Raw genomic sequence first — 20,189 nt, 5'->3', positions numbered from 1 at the left:
TGGCAGGGTGTCGGAAGCATTTTTGGGACGAGGCTGGAAATTCCCTATTCAGGTCGATCCTGCGACAGGGCGAATTCGGATGTCCGAGTATGAAGAAGACATCGCCGAAGCGATCCGCGTGATTCTGGGCACGACACAGGGCGAGAGGGTCATGCGTCCGGGCTTCGGCTGCGGCGTGCAGGAATTTATTTTTGGCTTAACGGACGATACGTCCTTGCACCTGCTCGAAAGCAATATCCAAGAAGCGATCCGCAACTGGGAGCCCCGGGTACACGAAGTCGATGTGAAAGCCATACCGGAAGCGGACGACCCGGGGAAAGTGATGATTCGCATCTCTTATCTCGTGCGGACAACGAACAATTTATTTAATCAGGTATATCCTTTTTATTTATATGAAGGCTCCAAGTAGAAAGGCAGCGGAAACGATGACGATACGTGCAAGAGAGGAGGTGGAATCGAGCGATGCAGCCTCCCAAAATTGATCCGAGAGAAATCCCCGATCTCATAGCGCAAATGAAGGAAATGGCGCCTTATTACACGCCGGAATGGCGGTTTACGCCGGAGAATCCCGATCCGGGATCGGCTTTGTTCCTGATGTTCGCGGATATGTTTCATGACAACATCAAGCGGTTGAACCGGGTGCCGACGAAAAATCTCATTGCGTTCCTCAACATGTTCGACGTCACCCTGCTCCCGGCGCGTCCGGCAACCGGGTACTTGACTTTTGCGCTCAATGAGGGCACGAAGGAATCGGTGTTTATCTCCGCAGGGACACAGGTGGCGGCCTCCAGCGAGGACGGCAATATTTTGTACGAAACGGCGCGCAGCGTATTGCTGACACCTGCTCAACTAACGGATGCGTATGTGACAAGCCGTAAACAGGATAAGATCGTTCGCGTTTCCGAAGATTTCCTGGCGGCGTCCAGACAGGGCTTGGCTTCTCCGACGACGTTATTCCGGTTGCAAGGCGATAATTTGCAGGAGCATGCCCTATTTCTGGAGCACAGCGCTCTCTTCACCTTATTCAGCACCGCGCGTATCGAAATCGAATTCCGCAATTCCAAGAGGCGCTTCGACGAGCTGGCGATGTCCAGCCAATTGGCGGATGGCACGCTGACGGAGTGGTTGTATGCCACGGCAGAAGGATGGGTGCCGTTTGACCGGGTCGAGGCCAAAGGCAACAAAGTGATTTTGTCGAAGTCGCGTGACGGCGAACTTGTCGCGAGCGAAGTCAACGGAGTCGAAGGGCACTGGATTCAGTGCCGTCTGAAACCGCTGCTGACCGGCGGGAAGACGCTGGCGGACAGCCGCTTGTCCATGGACCATATTTCGTTCAAAACGGATTATGAAGACGCGCTCGATGCCGGCGGCATTCAACCGGATCTCATGTTCTATAACGACATTGCTGCTGATCCGGGCGGATTTTATCCGTTTGGCGATCAGTTCGCACTGTACGGCTCCTTTTACATCGGAAGCAAGGAAGTATTCACGAAGAGGGACGGCGATATTCAGCTCAGCTTCGGACTTCGGGCGATTGAGAACCGTTTCGGACCGGACCTTACGGAAAATATCGATTGGAAGCTGGTCATGAAGAAGTCCAAGTTCGATAAGCCGCCTGTTGTCCACGTGACCGTTCTGCAAGTTGTCTGGGAATATTGGAACGGAGCGACTTGGGTGCGGCTTGAAGTAGGCAAGGAAGCGGAGAAGTTGTTTTACTACCCGCAGCAGGAGAAGGTGCGCAAGGAGATTCAATTCCGCTGTCCGCAAGATTTGGAGTCCACCTACGTGAACGGTAATGAGAACTTCTGGATACGGGCGCGGGTTCTGCATATTGAGAATGCCTACGTTGCGCAAGCGGTATATTTATCCCCGTGGATGGATGACGTCTCCATGACATACCGGTATGACGACCGGCTGTATCCCGCAGAGCGCTGCTTGGCACTGAACAACACCGTGTTCGAAGACCGGACGAGACACAGCAGGCAGTTGGATGGCGGGTTCGAGCCGTTCCAACCGCTGGAGGGCAGACATCCTGCTCTGCATCTGTGTTTCAACACGGCTCCTGTGAAAGGACCGATTTCCCTATACGTCTCGGTGAAGCAGCAGCGGTTTGCAGAGCAGGATTTGCCTATGCTGGAATGGGAGTATTTGCGGTCGGGCTTGATGCCTGGACAGCCTTCCGAATGGGTCGCCCTCAAAGTTATCGACGGAACGAACGGGATGACGCAGAGCGGAACGGTGCAGTTCGTAGGACCTTCGGATTTTGCCGGCGAAGCTTTGTTCGGCAGCGACGGATACTGGATTCGCGCTGTGAATCGGGACGATAAATACGATGATAGCGAAGGGCGCATCCTGATTCCGACGGTACGCGGACTCTATATGAACACCGTACAGGTGCTCCAGCAGGAGACGATTACCGGGGAAGTTCCCGAGGCGAAGGGACTGGATGAGACGGAGTACCAGCTCAGCCGCACCGGGATCGTAAGCGAGGAAGTATGGGTGGATGAGACGGAGTTCGTGACGGAAGAGGAAATCGCCGAGTCCGAACGCAGCGGCATGCCGCTTATGGATATATCCCGCGACTCCGAGGGGAATTTGCTGCAGGTCTGGGTGCGCTGGACACCGGTTCGGCAAATGGCGGATTCCGGCAGCCGGGACCGGCATTATAGGATTGACCGGACCTTCGGCCGCATTCGCGTGGGTGACGGGGTGCATGGCATGCACCCGCCCAAGGGCGGTTTGGAGCAGCTGAAGGTCACCTATCAGGTCACATCGGGCCAAGTCGGCAATGTCGGCGCCCGGGAGATTAACCAGATGCAGGATTCCATCGCTTTCGTCGGCGAGGTCTACAATCCGGAGCCGGCTTCAGGCGGCTGTGCGGCTGAGAAGCTGGAGTCAGCCTTGCAGCGCGGGCCGGAGATGCTGAAACACCGCGACCGTGCGGTCTCGGCCAAAGATTACGAATGGCTGGCGCGCGAAGCGTACCCGAACATTGCCAAAGTGAGTTGTATCGCGAACCGGAACGCCTATATGCAGAAGGAAATCGGCGCCATGACGCTCGTCGTGCTGCCGAAGGAAGGCCAGCAGGGAAGCTCTGCCTTCCCGGAGCTGAAGAAGCAAGTCGAAAGGTATATCATTGAGCGGGCTTCGAGTCTCGTGGCTTTCCCCGAACGGCTTCAAGTGATCGAGCCGGTTTATATGGAGATTTCCGTATCGGCCATCGTGGCCGTTGAAGGGATGGACGCCGTCGTCGCGACGGAAATTCAGGCGATGGAGAAGCTGACGCGCTTCCTCGATCCGCTTACCGGCAATTTCGACGGGAAGGGCTGGGCGATCGGTCAGCAGATTCATCCGTCCGTCTTCTATGCACTGCTGAAGACGATTCGAGCGATCAGTCATGTCGAGAAGCTGTACATGACCGTTTATAAGCTGGAGGACGGAGAGCGTACCGAGCTGGATGTGAACCGCCTTCCGGCGCTCCCGCACGGCATTATCGTCAGCGGTAAGCACAAAGTGGTTGTGAATGCTTTGTAGTGTTGGCGTGGGCGTTGGCGGTGTTGGCGGCGGAACGCATGGAGACGAAGAGACTAAGTAATCAGGGGAGGTGAGCACAAGTGCTGCCAATTCCAAATTTGGATGACCGGATGTTTGAGCAGATGGTGATGGAGGCGCGGAAGTCGATTCCGAAGTTATATCCGGAATGGACCGATGAGAACGAGCATGACCCGGGCATTACGCTGCTGGAGTTGATGTCATGGATGACCGAGATGCAGCAGTATTACTTGAACCGGATTACGGAGCGCAACGAGCGGAAGTTCCTGAAGCTGCTCGGCATTCGTCCGCGAGAGGCGGTATCGGCCGTTTGCGACGTAGCTTTCGCCGGGGTGGAGCAGCTTCTTGTGCTCCCTAAGGGCACGCCGCTGCAAGCGATGGATCAGCGCTTCGAGACGCTGCGCACGGTGCAGCTTGTGCCCGCTGCGCTGGAGAAGGTGCTGGTGCGCACGGAGACCGCTGCCGCCGATTATTCCTCGAATAACCATGCGAGAATCGCTTATTATGCTTTCGGGCCCGAAGCGGGCAAAGGGGCGCATCTGTATTTGGGCTTCGACCGGCCGCTGCCGGCAGAGACGGAAATTTCTCTGTCGTTCAAGCTGTATGACCGCTATCCGGTCAGCTTGACTCATGGGATGAACCAGGCGGCGCCGATCATTTCGTCCGCCAAAGTGGCCTGGTCGTTCGCGGGAGCGGGACAAGTCGCTGAGGGGCGGCATGGGCAGAGCGAGAGCTGGCTGCCCGTCGAGCTGATCAGCGATACCACGGTCCATCTGTCGCAGAGCGGCGAAGTGCGTTTCCGCGTCGCTTCCGAGATGAAGCCGATGGCTCTATATCCGGCGGATGACCGCAGCCGGTACTGGGTGTGCTGCACGCTGGAGGAAGAAGGCTATGAGCTGTCGCCGAAGATCGAGCGGGTAAGCCTGAACGCCGTGCAGGCGGCGCAGCAGGAGACGCTCAGCGAGGTGACGGCGTTCAACTCTTCCGGCGAGCCGGATCAGAGCTTCGAGGTCAGCACGCACCTTGCTTATAACGGCCTGCACACCGTGCAGGTGCAGGATGAGCAAGGGCGCTGGCGCGATTGGCATATCGTCGCCGAGCTGGAGGATTACGGACCGGACGATCTCGTCTGCCTGCTGCTGCAGGATTCGGTCCGGCGCACGACCCGTCTGCGGTTCGGCGACGGGGTGAACGGCAGTATCCCGCCGCAAGGCGCGCAGCGGGTGCGGCTCATCGCCTACACGGCCGAGTTCGATTACGCCCGTTACGTCGGGGGCAGCAAAGGTCTGCCTGCGCAGACCTTCGAGATCATGCGCGGCCGCACGTTCAAGCCCAGCAGCATGCTGCTGCAGGTCGGCTACCGGCCGCGCGGAGAACACAGCGTCGTCTGGGACGACTGGCAGTCCGTGGATGACTTCGACAATTCGAAGTCCACGGACCGCCATTACGTCTACGACGCCGCCGCAGGCACGATCCGCTTCGGCAATAACGAAGCGGGGCTTACCCCGCCCAAGTCCGTGGAACCGAACATTCGGTTCATTGCGCTGCAAGCGGGCGGGGGCGAGCGGGGCAACGTGAAGGACGGTCTCGTGACCGGCTTCACGGAGGAGCCCGGCGTGAGCGTGACGAATCCGTTTCCGGCGCGGGGCGGCCTGGAAGCGGAGACGCTCACGCAGGCGAAGCTGCGCGTCCGGCGCGAGCTGGACACGCCGACCCGGGCCGTGACCGGCGAGGATTATGAGCGGATCGCTTCGGCGACGCCGGGGCTGCGCGTGGCGCGGGTGAAGGCGATTCCACTGTATAAGCCCGGCATGCGGGATTACCCGAAGGTCAAGGCTCCTGCGCAGATGACCGTTGTGGTCGTGCCTTATAGCGAGAGCGATAAGCCGAAGGCGAGCCAAGGCTTCCTGCAGACGATCAAAGGCCACTTGGACAGGCATCGGCTCTTGACAACGGAGCTCCACGTCATTCCGGCGGCATACATCAAAATTACCGTACACGCCGTCGTGGTGATGGAGCCCAAGTACAAAGGCGAACAGCGCCGCATCATCCAAGAGCTTAGGCTGCTGCTTCAGCCGATGGACCATGGCCAAGGCTCCGAAGGGTGGCGTTTTGGCCGAACGGTGTTCAAAGGCGATATTTACGGGGTGATCTCCCGCATCAAAGGCGTAGTCTATGTGCAGGACCTGTGGCTGGACGCCGAAGGGACAGGCTTTCATAAGGACGGCGCCGGCGATATTCATATCCCGCCCTATGCGCTGGTGTACTCCGGCAATCATGAGGTGGAGACGATCAGTCAGGCCGATTTGTAACAAGTTCGGCAAACAAACAGATGAGCGGTTCAGTGCCAAGCATGGGGGTGCTGGGGCATATGGGCCGCCATGTCGAACGCGCAAGTATTACATAGAAATCAGAAGCGAGGTGACGAACGATGCAGGATGGGCAAACGTTTTTCTCATTAAATAAACCGCTTGACTGGGAACAGGGCTATGAGGCTAACATTCATATGCAGCCCAATGGCTTTTCGATCCGGCAGACGGAAAAATACAGTATTCATCGCATCGTTCGCACAGACGAGCTCGAAGGCGTTCATCCGGTCTTCGAGATGACGGTCGGAGGCGGCAGGAAGCTGATCATGCTGGACGAGGCTGCGAATGTGTGGGTGTACGATGATCAGAGCCGCCATCTGGAATCGTTGTTCCGTCACGGCCATGGACTGTTCAGCAACAAAGCGAAGCTGGCTTCCATGTCCGATCTTCTCGTGATAGCCGACAGCGACCGGGCATCGGAAAGACGGCTGGCGGTCTACTCTCTCTCCAACGGTCAAACGATGTGGGCGGCGGGGGACTGGCAAGGATTGGAACTGTTACCACTTACGGTGAACGCGAAGCTGGGGTCGAAGATTACGTTCTATGTAACAATTCCTTTGGATATTGAGGTTGGTATGAATGGAAGTCCGGTGATTCCCAAGGGCGGCAGGATCGGCGTCCTGGAATGGAGCTCGGCAGGGGAAGTCATTCGCGTATATGAGCATGACTCGCTCCGAATGGAAGAAGCGGTGGAACCCGCTGCGCTGGAGGGGCGTTATTTTACCGCTGCCGCAGACGGCACACTGGCTCTTCTGGACGCAGAACTCAGAACGGTTACCGTTTTTCATGAGGACGGCCGGGACCCGCTGCACTTTCCGTTGGAGCAGGAAGGGCGTTATGCTGGTATTTCCATTGATACGAATCATAATCTCTATATAGGGGACAGCGGATATGCCCAGCAGGAGGGGGTAACGGAGCGCTTTATTCTCAAATACCGCGGGAATGGCGAGCTCTTCGATAAAGTGACGAATTTCCGGGGACGTACGGATACGCTGATGCATGACAGCCGGAACAGGCTGTATGTGTTTGACCGGATGAGCGGTCAAATCACGCTGCTCGACCTCCGCAGCCGCACGATGCTGCTGGAAGGAACGCAGCTGCCGGAGGCCGTCTATTTCTCTAGCGAGCTGGATACGACCGAAACGGAGACGGAATGGCACAAAATTAGGCTGGAAGCGGACATCCCGGAGGAGACGCAGGTTCGCTTTTCCTATTTTACCTCGGATGATAGCGAAGGGTTGGTTGACGGGGACTACGTAAACTATACAAGCTATTTGACGGATCCGGACATTAGCGTGAGGGAGAAGCTGCGGGCTACGCGCGATCTCTGGTCGGAGCCGATCCTCAATCCGAAGGATGCGCTGCTCATGAACGCCAAGGGACGCTATCTCTGGTTCAAAATGGAACTCATCGGCAGCGAGCAAAAGTCGCCATACATTCGTAAACTGCGGGTCTACTACCCGAGGACATCGCTCATCGCTTATTTGCCGCCGATCTATCAGCAGGATGAGGAGCATAGTCCTTTCTTGGAACGCTTCCTCGCGATGTACAGCACATTCTTCGATGATATGGAAGACCAGATCGACCATATCTCCGCTCGTTTCGATCCGGACGCGGTGTCCGGGACGTACTTGGAGTGGCTCGGCAGATGGCTGGCCATCACCGACCATGAGGCGTGGGGGGAGAAGAAGCTGCGGGAGCTGATTAAGATGGCTCCTGTGCTTTACCAATTGCGCGGCACCCGCGAGGGGCTGATCCAAATGCTGCGGATTTACACAGGCACGGACCCCTTTTTGCTGGAGTATTTTCAGTTCAAACAGATGCAGGAGTCTTCGGAACTGCGGCAGCTTTTTGCCCAGCTGTATGGGGATAATCCCTATTGTTTCTGTGTTATGCTGAAGCCGGAAGTGGTGCGCACCGACGCGCAGCGGCTCACCATCGAGCAGATTATCGAGGACCAGAAGCCGGCCTACACCGAAGGCAAGCTGATCGTTCTGCAGCCGTGGATGTACGCGGATATGCATACGTATCTGGGCATTAATACTTACTTATCTGAGCCGACGTTATTGACGCTCGACCAGCGCTCCTCGATGCCTTACAACACGGTGCTGATCGATGTGGATCGCGATAAACGCATGGATATACATACACGTTTGGAACTGGATTCGGAGATCGAGTAAGCGACATCCACTTTGAATCGAAATCGAAATGAGCCTAGGAAGGTGAGGGGAACCGTATGAAGAAAACACGCTATTACCCGTTTGAACGCAACCGGTATTTTTATGGAAAGCTGCTGACGGTCAGGGATTTTGAGTCGGAGCAAAAGTATTTCAATGACAAGCGCAGAATGATGAACCGTCTCCTGCACGGATCCGGCGTGTTGACCGGACTGCAGGTCGTAGCCGTTGACGAGAAGTCGGTATCCGTCGAAATGGGAGCGGCGATCGATGCGCTTGGCCGGGAAATTGTCGTGCCTTCGCCGATGACCTTGAAGCTCTCGATGATGGATGGATTCAGCAACAACGAGTATGCCAAGAACGTTTATCTCTGTATTGCTTATGACGAGAAAGAAAAAGAACCCGTTCACGCGGTCGCCAACTCCTCCGTCCGTTCGGATGAAATTAACGACTACAATCGCGTGCTCGAGAGCTACCGGCTCTTCATCCGCGAAGATGCGCCGGACCCGGCTCAGCTGCCTCTGGCCAATTTGACGGATCAGACGATTGTGCTGTATCAAGATAAGCATCTGCGGGTGCTCCAAACAACACCGCGTTACGTGAACCCGGGCCAATTGTTTGAGATGAAGCTGCGCTTCGAGAAAACGTTGAAGGCAGGGCGCATCTCATTCCAATATGAACTGGCCGCTAACCGCGTTGAAGCGTTGGAGGGCAATTCGATTCAGTTCGAAGAGCCGCAAGACGCGCAAGAGAGCGAGTACGAAATGAAAGTGCTCCTGCGTGCGGACAGTACGGTCGGCGTGAAGGCTTCGGTTGGCGTGCAAATCGGCACGGCCGCGTTGAAGCTGGACGATAGACAGTTAGAACTGCACGCACAAGCAGCAGGAGAGATTCAGATTATCGGCGAAGCCTTGCGGGAGCGCCTGATGACCGATTTCGTGAAGCAATCGCTGGAGGCTTCCTTGGAAGCGCCGTCGGAGCCGTGCATTTATTTGGCCAAAATTTGCCTCATCCAAGTCGGACCGACGTACGTAATCGAGAGCGTTGAGCAAGTGCCGTTCGGCGAGTACGTATACAACTCATCGGTGATGTACAGATTGGCGCAATCCAATGAGTACCGCGATGAGACGGCCGGCCAGTTCGTGACGAAGTCCAAGGTGAAAACGTTGGCCCCGGGACAGCAGCCGGAGTTTAAAGTGAATTATAATAAAGCGATCAGCGAGCTTTCGTTCGATCTTGGCATTCCGGCAGGCGGTGGAAGCGGTATTGCCGGTATCGTCAGCGGTGTCGTGGACATTCCGGTGGAGCCGTTCACGAAGATTTCGGTATCGCCATTCGGGAAGGCGACGAAGAGCTTCTTCTCCGGCGAAATCGCGCATGGGCTGGGCGAGGGCAATGTGCTCATCATTACGAGCCTGGAGGAGAGCAGCGATGACGCATTCTCTGACATGCTGTCCAGCGGAGCGCGTGTGTATGGCGGGGCTTCGGATGTGTTCAAAGGCACCGAGTTCGAGCCGGATGCGCCGGAAGTGAAGATCGGCACGATCGCTTATCCGCAGAAGGGAACCTTCCGGATCGGTGTGAAGGTGCAGCAGTCGTCCGAGCCTGCGAACGTGCGGGTACGCTGGTGGGCGTACAGCACGGAGATGGCGGGAGCGGCCTCCGCGGGCAGCGGCTCGCTGGACGAAGCGTTGTCTGCACTGCGTGAAGCGGCTTCGGCTGGGAGCAACGAGGCGGAGTAATTTGAAGGTGTTGCCGGGCTTTGCCGGCTTTTGCGCTAGCAGAGATGGGAATTGGAATGGGGACCTCTAGTTGAGAGGTCCCCTTTTTATTCTGATTTAACAGTGGCTCATATGCAGGCTTGCGGATAATCTGTGCGATATTTCGAATAGAATTGCCGGTTACAGCGGGTTGAGGGCAAATTGTATGCTGTTTTTCATATAGATTTATCGATTTTATCGTTTTAAGGGGAAATCTATGCGATTTTTCATATAGAATTCAGGCAGGGGTGTGCGGGAAGCAGGTGTGCATGAAGATATTGCAGAAACTGCGAGCCTGAAGCAGCCAGCGTGCATGTAGATACCGCAGAAACTGGCGAGCCCGAAGCAGGCAGCGGTGCATGTAGATAGCGCAGAAACTGGGTGAACTCGAAGCAGCCAGTGTGCATGTAGATACCACAGAAAACGGGTGAACCCGAAGCAGGCAGCGTGCATGTAGATACCACAGAAACGGGGTGAGCCCGAAGCAGCCAGTGTGCATGTAGATACCGCAGAAACTGGGTGAACTTGAAGTAGGCAGCAGCGCATGTAGATACCGCAGAAACGGGGTGAACTTGAAGCAGCCAGCAGTGCATATAGATACCGCAGAAACCGGGTGAACCCGAAGCAGGCAGCGGTGCATGTAGATACCACAGAAACCGGGTGGACCCCAAGTAGCCAGCGGTGCATGTAGTTACTACAGAAACTGGAGACCCCGGAGCTAGCTGCAACACAATCCAGAATTACATGGAAGCCGATCTAGCAGGGTTCTGGGCTTGAGCGTTTGCGAGATGACCTCTCGTTCCTTCGCGTCTCCCGTCAAATGTGAAATAAAAAACGACGCAAATAATCGCGGCGAGCCCGGCAAGCACAAGGCTGATGTTGCTGAAAACAGAGCCGACCGCATCCCGATATAGCGGATTCCAGCTCGGCATCCCGCCGGCTCCAAGGTCGACGGCTTTGCTGTACAGGCCAATTGCAATGCCCTGTGCGATGAAGTTAACCATGGCGAGCATGCCCATGCCTACTCCGGCTTGTTCGGGCGGCAGTGTTCGGGACACCGAGTTCGACACGGCGATGACCATGAAGGACTGTCCGACGTTACCTAGAATAAGCAGAGCGGCGATCACAAGCGGAGAGCTTCCGGTGAACGTCGAAAGCAGTACAAAGCAGCCGAACAGCAAGCCTGAAGCGGTATAGGCGACAAAACTGTTGCCCCGAATATCCGCAAGCTTGCCGCCTTTGCGTCCGAAAATAGCGGCGGCCGCAGCAGCCGGAACCATGGCGAAGCCGATCCAGATGGAAGGCAGCTGCTGCACATGGGTCAACAGCAGCGGGCTGAGCACATAGAGGGAACAGCAGGTCCCGTTCACGAGGAAGGAGATGCTCAGCCCCAGCGTATATTTGCCGTGCCGGAAAAGCTGCGGCGCAATGAAAGGGTCCTTCGCGCTGCAGACGCGAGCGACGAAAAGGCCCAGGCCCAACGCTCCGCCGAGCAGCAGCCAAGCGCCTTCGCTCACGCTGAGCAGAAGCATGGCGATCGTAATGGCTAGCAAACCGCCGCCGATCCAATCGAAGGTACCGGCGATGACCGGGCGCTGCTCATCTTTCAAATATTTGCGGTATAGCGGGAGTACCGCCATCACGAGCAGCGGCACCGCGAACAGCCAGCGCCAATGGAAGACGCTGACGATGGCCGCTGCGACGACGGGACCGAGCGCGTTGCCGAAGGCCAGCCCGACTGCGGTCAAGCCCAGGGCGGCACCCCGCCGCTCCGGCGCGAAATAGCGCAGCGGGATGATCATCGCAATCGCCGGAATGACCGCGGCTCCCGCAGCTTGCAGGCATCGTCCGGCGAGGGCCATGGCGAATGATTGCGAAGCCAGCCCAAGGAGCGAGCCGGCTCCGAATAAGAGCAGCCCGAAGGTGACGAGGCTTCGCAGCGGATACCGGTCGGCCAGCTTCCCATAGGTGACGGCGCCGACCGCGTAGATGAGAATATAGGCCGAGGAGAGCCAGCTCACCTGAGACAGGCTTAGCGAGAACTGTTCGCTAATCTTGGGCAGAGCGATGTTGAACATGATGCCTGTCATCATGGAAATCGTCAGTGTGAACATCAGAACGCGCATTAATTGCTTACTGTTGTTAGGCACCTGAAACCACATCCTTATCTTCAGTATGACTGTCAGTACTGACTGACAATTTGGTCTTAAAAAAACTAGGGCTTCAAGGCCCTAGCAAAAACTTTGACACTCTCTTCAATGAACGGCTCGAGGCCGATGGTGGAGTAGTTCGTGCGGCTGTCAAGATCGTTCATGAACGCGCCGAACTGCATCATCATGAAGGAGAAGGCGTGCATCTCCGGTTGGTCGGATCGGATGCTGCCTCTTGCGGCCATCTCGATGAAGTAGTCCGTCAGGAACTCCAGCAGCTGGCGTGGGTGCCTCTGGGTTCGTTCGCGAAAACCGGGCAGGTCCTCTTTGAGGGAGATTTGGATCATTTTACGGTTGCGGTTCATAATGTCGTGATACGACTTCGTAATAAGCAGCAAATCGTCCTCGAGCTCCCATACCAGCTTCTCCGCGAAAAGTTTTTTCATCTCCTCGGCATAGTGGTACCGATCAAAGGCTGCTTCCAGCAGCTTCTGCTTGCTGCCGAAGTGACGAAACAGCGTCTTCTCGCTCAAACCTGCGGCCGCCGCGATCTCAAGGGTCGTGACGCCGTTATAACCTTTCTCAGCGATTAAATGGATCGCGGCCATTTGAAGCTTATCGCGGCTACCGAGGTTGCTGGCGTCCATGAAATTCCTCTCCCGAATCAATGTCAGTGCTCACTGACATCATCATATGCGTTGCGATCGGCGCTGTCAACCCCAAATTCCGATGAGCAGGATCCCGATTGTAATTAAGATCGAGCAAATAATCCGCAGCCTGCCCTGCTTTTCTTTGAGGATGACAATGCCCAGTATCGTAGCGAATACGGTGCCGATCTCCCGAATCGGTGAGATATGGGCGACCGGCGCATATTTCATAGCGAAGAGAAACAGCAAGTAGGAACCGGGATTCAGAATCGCTCCAATCAAAATAATCCGAAAGTTCAGCTTCCATTCTAGCTTCAACTGCTTCGAGGCGATGACGATGGGGGTCAGCGCTGCGACGAAGCCGATATTCGTAACCTCGAGTAGAGAGATCGCGGAGATATGCTGCAGATTCAGCTTATCGACCAGTACATAGCAGGTCGTGCACAGGCCGACGCAAAGCGCCATGAGGAATGGCTTAACTGTGCCGTATTCTCCAGCTTGGTTTGCATGTCTGCGTGAGAAAATTCCGCTCAGTGATAGAAACCCGGCGATCATGCAGAGGAGCCCAAGCCAACCGAACCACGATAAGGACTCGCGCAAGAATAGTACACCGACAATAGGAATTAATAATGTGCTGGTACCTCGCATAATCGGATAAATTTGTGATAAGTCCCCCATATTGTACGTGCGCGAGAGCAAAAGCGCATAAATGCTTTGTAAAGCCGCCGACAGCAGCAGCAATCCGTAGGAAGGCAGAGATAAGGGATGAAGCCATAGCTCTCTTATCAGGTACGGCAGCAAAATAATCGTGGTCACCATGAGGATGGACCACAGGAAGACGCTTTTGTTGCGGCTTCTCTTCGTAAACAAGCTCCAGATGGCATGTGTGAGGCCGGAAGCTATGACAAGCAGTATTGATACGATAACCAAGCCATCATCTCCAAACGAATCAAATCCATCAAGCGCCCGGCTTATGCTCGGGCTGTTCTCTTACGACGGTGCCGTCTTCCAGACGCAGCCATGTTTCGAAAGCGCGCTCGTCCTGCCGAAGCCGGATCATGCGAGCGCCGCGCGGGAAGCCTTCCTGGCCGTATGTATTGTAGCCGGTCGCTCTGCCGTAGCACAGCCGGATGCCGTGCAGCTCGCCCCAGTAGTCGTTGATGTGATCATGCCCGCAGAACGTGCCGATCACATCGCCTCTCTCAGCCATCGCAGCGAACAAGCCCGAGTTAACAGGCGGGCAGCACACATTCTCCAGCTTGTTCCCGTAGCAGGTCGAGGCGTACCATGCTTGCTGATATTCCGGCAGCGGAATATGGAAGAATGCGAGCGCCGGCAAATCTCCGCCGGCATGCGAAGCTTCCTTATACCAGGCGATTTGATCGCTGCGGATCCAATCGTAACCTTTGATATGGGACACTGGGGACATTTCGCCTGAGTCCAAAAAGACCAGCCTGGCGGCGTCCTGCCCATCGGCTCCGCGAATCGTCAGCGTATAGTTCCCTACGCCGTGAACCTCAACCGGACCGCGTTGAGTAACGGTATGCGGCAGCTTCAGCACCGCGTCCATCAGCTCCTCGCGCGTGACGATGGACTCCGTGTCGTGGTTACCGAACACGACGGCCCACGGAATGCCACGGTCGACCGCAGCCTGGACGGCTTCCCGGAACGCTTGGAGCGGCTGCTTGCAGACGGGCTCGCCGGGTTTAACGTAGCCGGTATATATAACGTCGCCCGTAAAGACGACCAAGTCCGGCCGCTCGCTATCAAGCACATCGTCCATCAATCTGCGCGTCTGCTGATCGAGCGCGCCGCCGTCCTGCCAATGCAAGTCGGTAAATTGTGTAATGGTGAAAGTCCGGTCATCGCGAAAGCTAAGTGAATGCTGCATGGAAATAACCCTCCGTTTGCCTATTTGGCGATTGTTTTCTTGTGGTTTTATATTAATTTGTTGTTGTTTGTTGACAATTGTATATGCGGTTTCCTGTACTGTCAATGAGCAATTTTTGCGCCGTCCTAATCACAAGAATCGTCTATTTCGTCAAAAAAGATCATTTACTATTTGGTCCAAATCCCATACTTTTAAAAAAGGACTAATTCTGCTTTGAAGAGAGGATGAACGCACTGTGTCAGATCTTAAGTATGAATTGCGCTGCCTGAATTCGCTTGCGAAAGTGCTGGCTCACCAAGAGCCCGATTCCCGTTATGAGCTTCAGAAGGCCTCGCTTCTCGGCAATGAAGTATTCTCGTTTCAAGTCGCTTACCGGTCGGAGAAGCTTCTGAAAGGTGTTGTGCTGGCAATTGCAACCCCACTGTCCCCTGCTGTAACGGTCCGTCAAGTCGGACTCGCTCCCAGCGAACTTACCATGTATGGGAATCACGATGGGTATATTCTCAGCGAGCAGCCGGGGCTGTACCCGGACCCGTTGCTGCCCGTCGAGGCGGGCGGGGCTACGGCTCTACCCGGATGCTGGGGCTCCTTCTGGGTGACGATCGACCTTCACGGCCAGTCGCAATCCCCGGGCTTGTATCCCGTGGTTCTCTCGCTATCCGCAGCGTCTGGCATAGAGCTGGGCACAGTCTCTATCGAGCTTGAAGTGTTAAGCGCTTCCTTGCCGGAGCAGAAGCTGATCCGGACAGAATGGTTTCACACAGACTGTTTGGCAAACTATTATCAGGTAGACGTATTCAGCGAAGAGCACTGGAGAAGGATCGAGCAGTATGTGAAGACGGCGGTCAAGCAAGGCGTCAATATGCTGCTGACGCCGCTGTTCACGCCGCCGCTCGATACGGAGGTCGGAGGCGAGCGGACGACCGTGCAGCTGGTCGGAGTGGAGCGGGACGGGCAAGCGTACCGGTTTGATTTCACACTGCTGGACCGATGGATTGCGCTCGGTGATCGCTGCGGGGTGAAATATTACGAGTTCTCGCACCTGTTTACACAATGGGGCGCACAGTTTGCCCCGAAGATTATGGCGACAGAGCAAGGGCAGCAGAAGCGAATTTTCGGCTGGGAGACCGATGCCATGGGAGATGAATACGGCTCCTTCCTCGAAGTCTTCCTGCCGGAGTTGGATCGCTACATCCAGGAGCGGGGGCTTGCAGGTCGGGTATTCTTCCACGTCTCGGATGAGCCGTCGGTGGAGCAATTGGCGTCATACCAGGCAGCCAGCGCCAAACTGAGTCAATTCCTTGGTCACTATCCGACGTTCGATGCGCTCTCGGACTATGAATTTTATGCGCACGGTCTCGTAAACACGCCGGTTGTGGCGAATAATCACATCGACGAATTCATTGCACAGGGCGTCGACAATTTGTGGACTTACTATTGCTGTGCGCAATTTAAGCGAGTGTCGAACCGCTTCTTTGTTTTTCCATCGGAGAGGAACCGGATAATCGGTTTTCAGCTGTATAAATTTAAGATTAAAGGTTTCCTGCATTGGGGTTATAATTTCTGGTACTCCCAGTACGCCCGCAAGATGGTGAATCCGTTCGTTCAGACCGACGCGGACCGGTCGTTCCCGTCCGGCGATGCCTTCCTGGTGTATCCCGGCGAAGACGGCCCTATTGAATCGATTCGGATGGTCGTCTTCTATGAAGCTTTGCAAGACGTAAGGGCGCTGGAGAAGCTGGAGAGCCTGATCGGCCGCGAAAGCACGGTCAATTTGATCGAAGAAGGTCTTGATCAACCGCTCACCTTCAGTGAATATCCGCATGATCCGCAGTGGCTCATCGGCAAACGTGAGCAGATCAACCGGCTGGTCGCCGCACGTTAACGCGTTGACAGCATAACCTCCTGCTTATACACTAGATGAAAAACAACATGAATCATCACCATGTTGCCATCATCGGTCATAGGCGGGAGGTTATTTATGTCGTTAACATTCGAGGACCGCAGGGTGAAGATCCTGAATCACTTGGAGTTGGAAGGGAAGGTGCAGGTCCTTCATTTGTCGGAGCTGCTTGGCGTTTCGACGGAAACTGTCCGGCGGGACTTGGACCGGCTGGAGAAGGAGGGCAAGCTCCGCAAAGTGTACGGGGGCGCGGTCAAAATGCGCATGGAGCTTGTCGAGCCGCCCTTCGTCAGACGGACGCAGATCATGAAGAAGGAGAAGGCGGCGATCGGCAGGGCAGCGGCTTCGCTCGTGCAGGACGGCGAAACGATTATGCTCGATAACAGCACGACGACGATCGAGATGCTGCCTTATTTGAAGGAGCGCAGCAATGTTACCTTAATTACGCATTCCGTGCCCATTCTGAATATGGCGATGGAGCTGTTCGAAGGCAGAATCATCTTCCTGGGCGGCGAAGTGAATGTGGAGTACAAGGCGGCAACCGGCGCGCTGACCGACCAAATGCTCGATCAATTCAAGGTGAACAAAGCATTCATTTCTGTAGGCGGCATCTCGCTGGCAGACGGCATCACGGACTTCCATCTGGCGGAAGCGGTCATCTCCAGGAAGATGATGCAGCGCTCGGAGGAGGCGATTCTTATGGCCGACCATTCCAAATTCGGCATGTCGACCTTCGCCCGGGTGGCCAAGCTGGACGAAATCTCAATGCTGATCACCGATTCGGGTTGTCCGAAGGAATGGATCGATACGATACAAGGGCTGGGCATTGAAGTGCTGATCGCCGAATAATTCATAGAATCGCTACCGAACCGTGGGCTGAAGCGGCGAAGGAGCGATTTTTTCTTTGTCCGGAAGGGCATTCTCATAAAAAGAAGATGCTGCAAATAGAAGCGATACTCACCATTCCTAAGAAAACAATACGACTCAAAAATAAGCGATATACGGCAGCCGCATGGGCCATGTATGCTTCATTCACAGGGCTAATCCGCAGCGCGGCTTAAGCGCCGGACTATTAACCAACATCAAGGGGAGTGTTTCTATGAGAAGAAATACAGCATGTAAAGTGCTTCCTGTACTTGCCTCCGTGCTCGTACTATCGCTTGTAACCGCTTGTGGCAATTCAGGAGCTAATAAAGAGACGGGCGGGAGCAATGCTCCGGCTGCTACGACGGCTTCCAACAATCCGGTGAAGGTGACCATGTGGACGCCGATGAATCCGAATGCCAAAGCGGTCGTCAAGAGCTTGAACGAGCTTCCGATGGTTCAGGAATGGGCGAAGAAAACGAATGTGACGTTCGAATTCCAGCATTCCTCCGGGAACACGCCGCAAGATGACGTTCAACAATATGGCGTTATGGTCGCTTCCAACAACTTGCCGGACTCCATGCTGTGGAACTGGAACAGCGTGCAGGGCGGTACGGCCAAAATGTTCAAGGATGGCACGATCATTAAGCTCAATGATTTGATTGAGAAAAACGCTCCGAATTTGAAAAAAATTCTCGACGCCAACCCGCAGATCGCCAAACAAATTAAAGCGGACAACGGCGACATCTATGCCCTGCCTCACCTGAAGGTCGGCCAGTACGGTCAGTACAAGACGTTCAGCGGCATGGTGATCCGCCAGGATTGGCTGGAGGAGCTTGGACTTCAAGCGCCGGAAACGATCGATGAGTGGGAAACGGTGCTGCGGGCATTCAAAGAGAAGAAGGGCGTCATTCCTTTCACATTGAATAAAAGCTATCCGCTTTCGTTCGCTGATTTCGCAGGTGCGTACGGCGTCGCGGGTATGTCCACGATTGCCAATGCGAGCTCCTTCTACGTCGATGGCGGCAAAGTGAAGTTCGGCCCTACGCAGCCGGAGTTCAAGCAATATTTGGCGACGATGCAGAAATGGTACAAGGAAGGTCTGATCGATCCGGACTTTGCGTCCAACGATACCAAAACGATGGATGCGAAGATTACTTCCGGCAAAGCGGGAGCGTTCTACGGCTTCATCGGCGGCAGCATCGGCACCTACACGCCGGCGCTGCAGAAGACGGATCCGAAAGCGAAGCTGGCGGCCGTGCAGTATCCGGTCCTTAAGAAAGGCGACGAGCCGAAATTCGTGCAAGCTTCTTGGGAGTATGACAATATCGGCACCGTCATTACGAGTACGAACAAGCATGCGGCGGAGACGGTCAAAGCGATCGACTACCTGTACAGCGATGAAGGTGCGATGCTGAAAAATTTCGGGATCGAAGGCCAAACGTTCACGAAGGTGGACGGCCAGCCGAAATATACCGACCTGATTTTGAAAAATCCGGACAACCTGCCTATCTCTCAAGCGATGGCCAAATATTTCATCGCGAACTATGGCTTCTCCGGTTTGGATGACGACCGCTACAACGACCAGTACTATCAATTGCAAGCTCAGAAGGACGCCGTCAAGCTGTACGCCAAATATGCAAACAACGCCTATAAAGTCATGCTGCCGCCGGTCGTTCTTTCTACGGACGAAGCCAAAGAATCCGCCAAGATCTTGAACGATGTGAGCACGCTGCTGACGGAGCAAATTACGAAAGTCGTGATGGGCGCCGCCAAGCTGGAGGATTACGACAAAACGATCGAGCAAGTGAAGAAGATGAACATCGACCGCGCAGTGGAGATTTACCAAGCAGCGACGGATCGTTATAACAAACGTTAATTGCAGGACATACGGGGGAGCCGAGTCTCCCCTGTTTCACCACACTCATAAGGGAAGTGAGACCATGGCGAATGCCATTCGGGTTCTACTCGACGACGTCAGAAGAAATCGCGCCATATACCTGATGGTACTGCCGGTTGCGCTGTACTTTTTCATTTTCAAATATTTCCCGATGTACGGCGCTGTGATCGCCTTCAAGGATTTCAGTCCCGCCAAAGGCATTTGGGGCAGCGATTGGGTAGGCTTCGAGCATTTCAAGGATTTCTTTCAAAGCTATTATTTTTTCCGCGTACTGCGCAATACGTTCCTGATCTCTTTCTATAATCTCGTCTTCGGCTTCCCGGCGCCGATCATTCTCGCCATTCTGCTGAATGAAATTCGCCAGAAGCTGTTCAAATCGATCGTTCAGACGATTTCCTACCTGCCCCACTTTATATCCATTGTCGTCATTTCCGGATTGATTATCGATTTTACGAACCGCGGCGGTATTGTGAATTCCTTCATTATGTTTTTCGGCGGGCAGGACTCTGCGCTCATGAACGATGCCGGCAATTTCCGGACCATTTTCGTTTCCACATCGATCTGGCAGGAGCTGGGCTGGTCGTCCATCATTTACTTGGCTGCGCTCAGCGGGATTAACCCGGAGTTGTATGAAGCGGTTCGCGTCGACGGGGCCGGACGTTTCCGCCAAATTTGGAGCGTCACGCTGCCCGGACTGATTCCGACGATCATGATCCTGCTTATTCTGCGGATCGGGGGGCTTATGGAGGTCGGTTTCGAGAAGATCGTCCTGCTCTACAACCCGAATACGTATGAAACGGCGGATGTGATCTCATCCTTCGTCTACCGGGAAGGGCTCGCTCAAGGGAATGATTACAGCTATACGACGGCTGTCGGACTTTTCCAATCCATGATCAACTTTATTCTACTGATTAGCGCTAACAGCATATCCCGCCGATTCTCAGGCAGCCGGTTGTGGTAGCCGACAGGAGGAACT

At 55.1% G+C, this 20,189-nt stretch carries 13 protein-coding genes; 9 read left to right on the top strand and 4 right to left on the bottom strand.

The features are described from left to right. Positions 1-7: 7 nt before the first annotated feature. The 5 genes from PUT07_RS07480 to PUT07_RS07460 all read left to right on the top strand — a co-directional run bounded on the left by PUT07_RS07480 (position 8) and on the right by PUT07_RS07460 (position 9,840). Complete coding sequence (locus PUT07_RS07480; RefSeq protein WP_274467203.1) at positions 8-409, top strand: GPW/gp25 family protein; 402 nt, start codon at positions 8-10, stop codon at positions 407-409. Positions 410-462: 53 nt separating this feature from the next. Continuing rightward, positions 463-3,534, top strand: coding sequence for a baseplate J/gp47 family protein (locus PUT07_RS07475; protein ID WP_274467202.1), 3,072 nt, complete (start codon positions 463-465; stop codon positions 3,532-3,534). A gap of 80 nt (positions 3,535-3,614) precedes the next feature. Further along, positions 3,615-5,864, top strand: a complete 2,250-nt coding sequence (locus PUT07_RS07470) for a putative baseplate assembly protein (RefSeq protein ID WP_274467201.1) — start codon at positions 3,615-3,617, stop codon at positions 5,862-5,864. A gap of 119 nt (positions 5,865-5,983) precedes the next feature. After that, positions 5,984-8,101: a phage tail protein gene (locus PUT07_RS07465; protein WP_274467200.1), complete on the top strand. Its 2,118-nt coding sequence runs from the start codon at positions 5,984-5,986 to the stop codon at positions 8,099-8,101. 56 nt (positions 8,102-8,157) lie between these two features. Beyond that, the gene (locus PUT07_RS07460; RefSeq protein WP_274467198.1) at positions 8,158-9,840 is read left to right on the top strand and encodes a hypothetical protein; all 1,683 of its coding nucleotides are present in this window, start codon (positions 8,158-8,160) and stop codon (positions 9,838-9,840) included. A gap of 758 nt (positions 9,841-10,598) precedes the next feature. On the opposite strand, the gene PUT07_RS07455 is transcribed toward PUT07_RS07460, so the two are convergent. The 4 genes from PUT07_RS07455 to PUT07_RS07440 form a co-directional block, all read right to left on the bottom strand. Beyond that, entirely contained in the window at positions 10,599-12,020 is a 1,422-nt protein-coding gene (locus PUT07_RS07455) for an MFS transporter (RefSeq protein WP_274467197.1), read from the bottom strand. Positions 12,021-12,073: 53 nt separating this feature from the next. Continuing rightward, positions 12,074-12,655, bottom strand: a complete 582-nt coding sequence (locus tag PUT07_RS07450) for a TetR/AcrR family transcriptional regulator (RefSeq protein ID WP_274467196.1) — start codon at positions 12,653-12,655, stop codon at positions 12,074-12,076. Between the two features lie 66 nt (positions 12,656-12,721). Next, entirely contained in the window at positions 12,722-13,585 is an 864-nt protein-coding gene (locus PUT07_RS07445) for an EamA family transporter (RefSeq protein WP_274467194.1), read from the bottom strand. Between the two features lie 28 nt (positions 13,586-13,613). Continuing rightward, positions 13,614-14,546, bottom strand: a complete 933-nt coding sequence (locus PUT07_RS07440) for a metallophosphoesterase family protein (protein ID WP_274467193.1) — start codon at positions 14,544-14,546, stop codon at positions 13,614-13,616. Between the two features lie 235 nt (positions 14,547-14,781). On the opposite strand from PUT07_RS07440, the gene PUT07_RS07435 reads away from it, so the two are divergent. The 4 genes from PUT07_RS07435 (at position 14,782) to PUT07_RS07420 (ending at position 20,174) form a co-directional block, all read left to right on the top strand. Beyond that, positions 14,782-16,431 (top strand): DUF4091 domain-containing protein, encoded by a 1,650-nt coding sequence (locus PUT07_RS07435; RefSeq protein WP_274467192.1) that lies wholly within the window; start codon positions 14,782-14,784, stop codon positions 16,429-16,431. 96 nt (positions 16,432-16,527) lie between these two features. Beyond that, positions 16,528-17,298, top strand: coding sequence for a DeoR/GlpR family DNA-binding transcription regulator (locus tag PUT07_RS07430; RefSeq protein WP_274467191.1), 771 nt, complete (start codon positions 16,528-16,530; stop codon positions 17,296-17,298). Positions 17,299-17,548: 250 nt separating this feature from the next. Then, complete coding sequence (locus PUT07_RS07425; protein WP_274467190.1) at positions 17,549-19,192, top strand: ABC transporter substrate-binding protein; 1,644 nt, start codon at positions 17,549-17,551, stop codon at positions 19,190-19,192. Between the two features lie 64 nt (positions 19,193-19,256). Beyond that, positions 19,257-20,174 carry an ABC transporter permease gene (locus tag PUT07_RS07420; protein WP_274467189.1) on the top strand — a complete coding sequence of 306 codons (918 nt, stop codon included), beginning with the start codon at positions 19,257-19,259 and terminating at the stop codon, positions 20,172-20,174. Positions 20,175-20,189: the final 15 nt, after the last annotated feature.

The organism is Paenibacillus sp. MAHUQ-63, assembly GCF_028765165.1.
In the GTDB taxonomy this organism is placed as follows: Bacteria; Bacillota; Bacilli; order Paenibacillales; family NBRC-103111; genus Paenibacillus_E.
The sequence above is the reverse complement of the archived record's forward strand: the minus strand, read 5'-3'. Positions and strand labels throughout refer to the sequence as shown.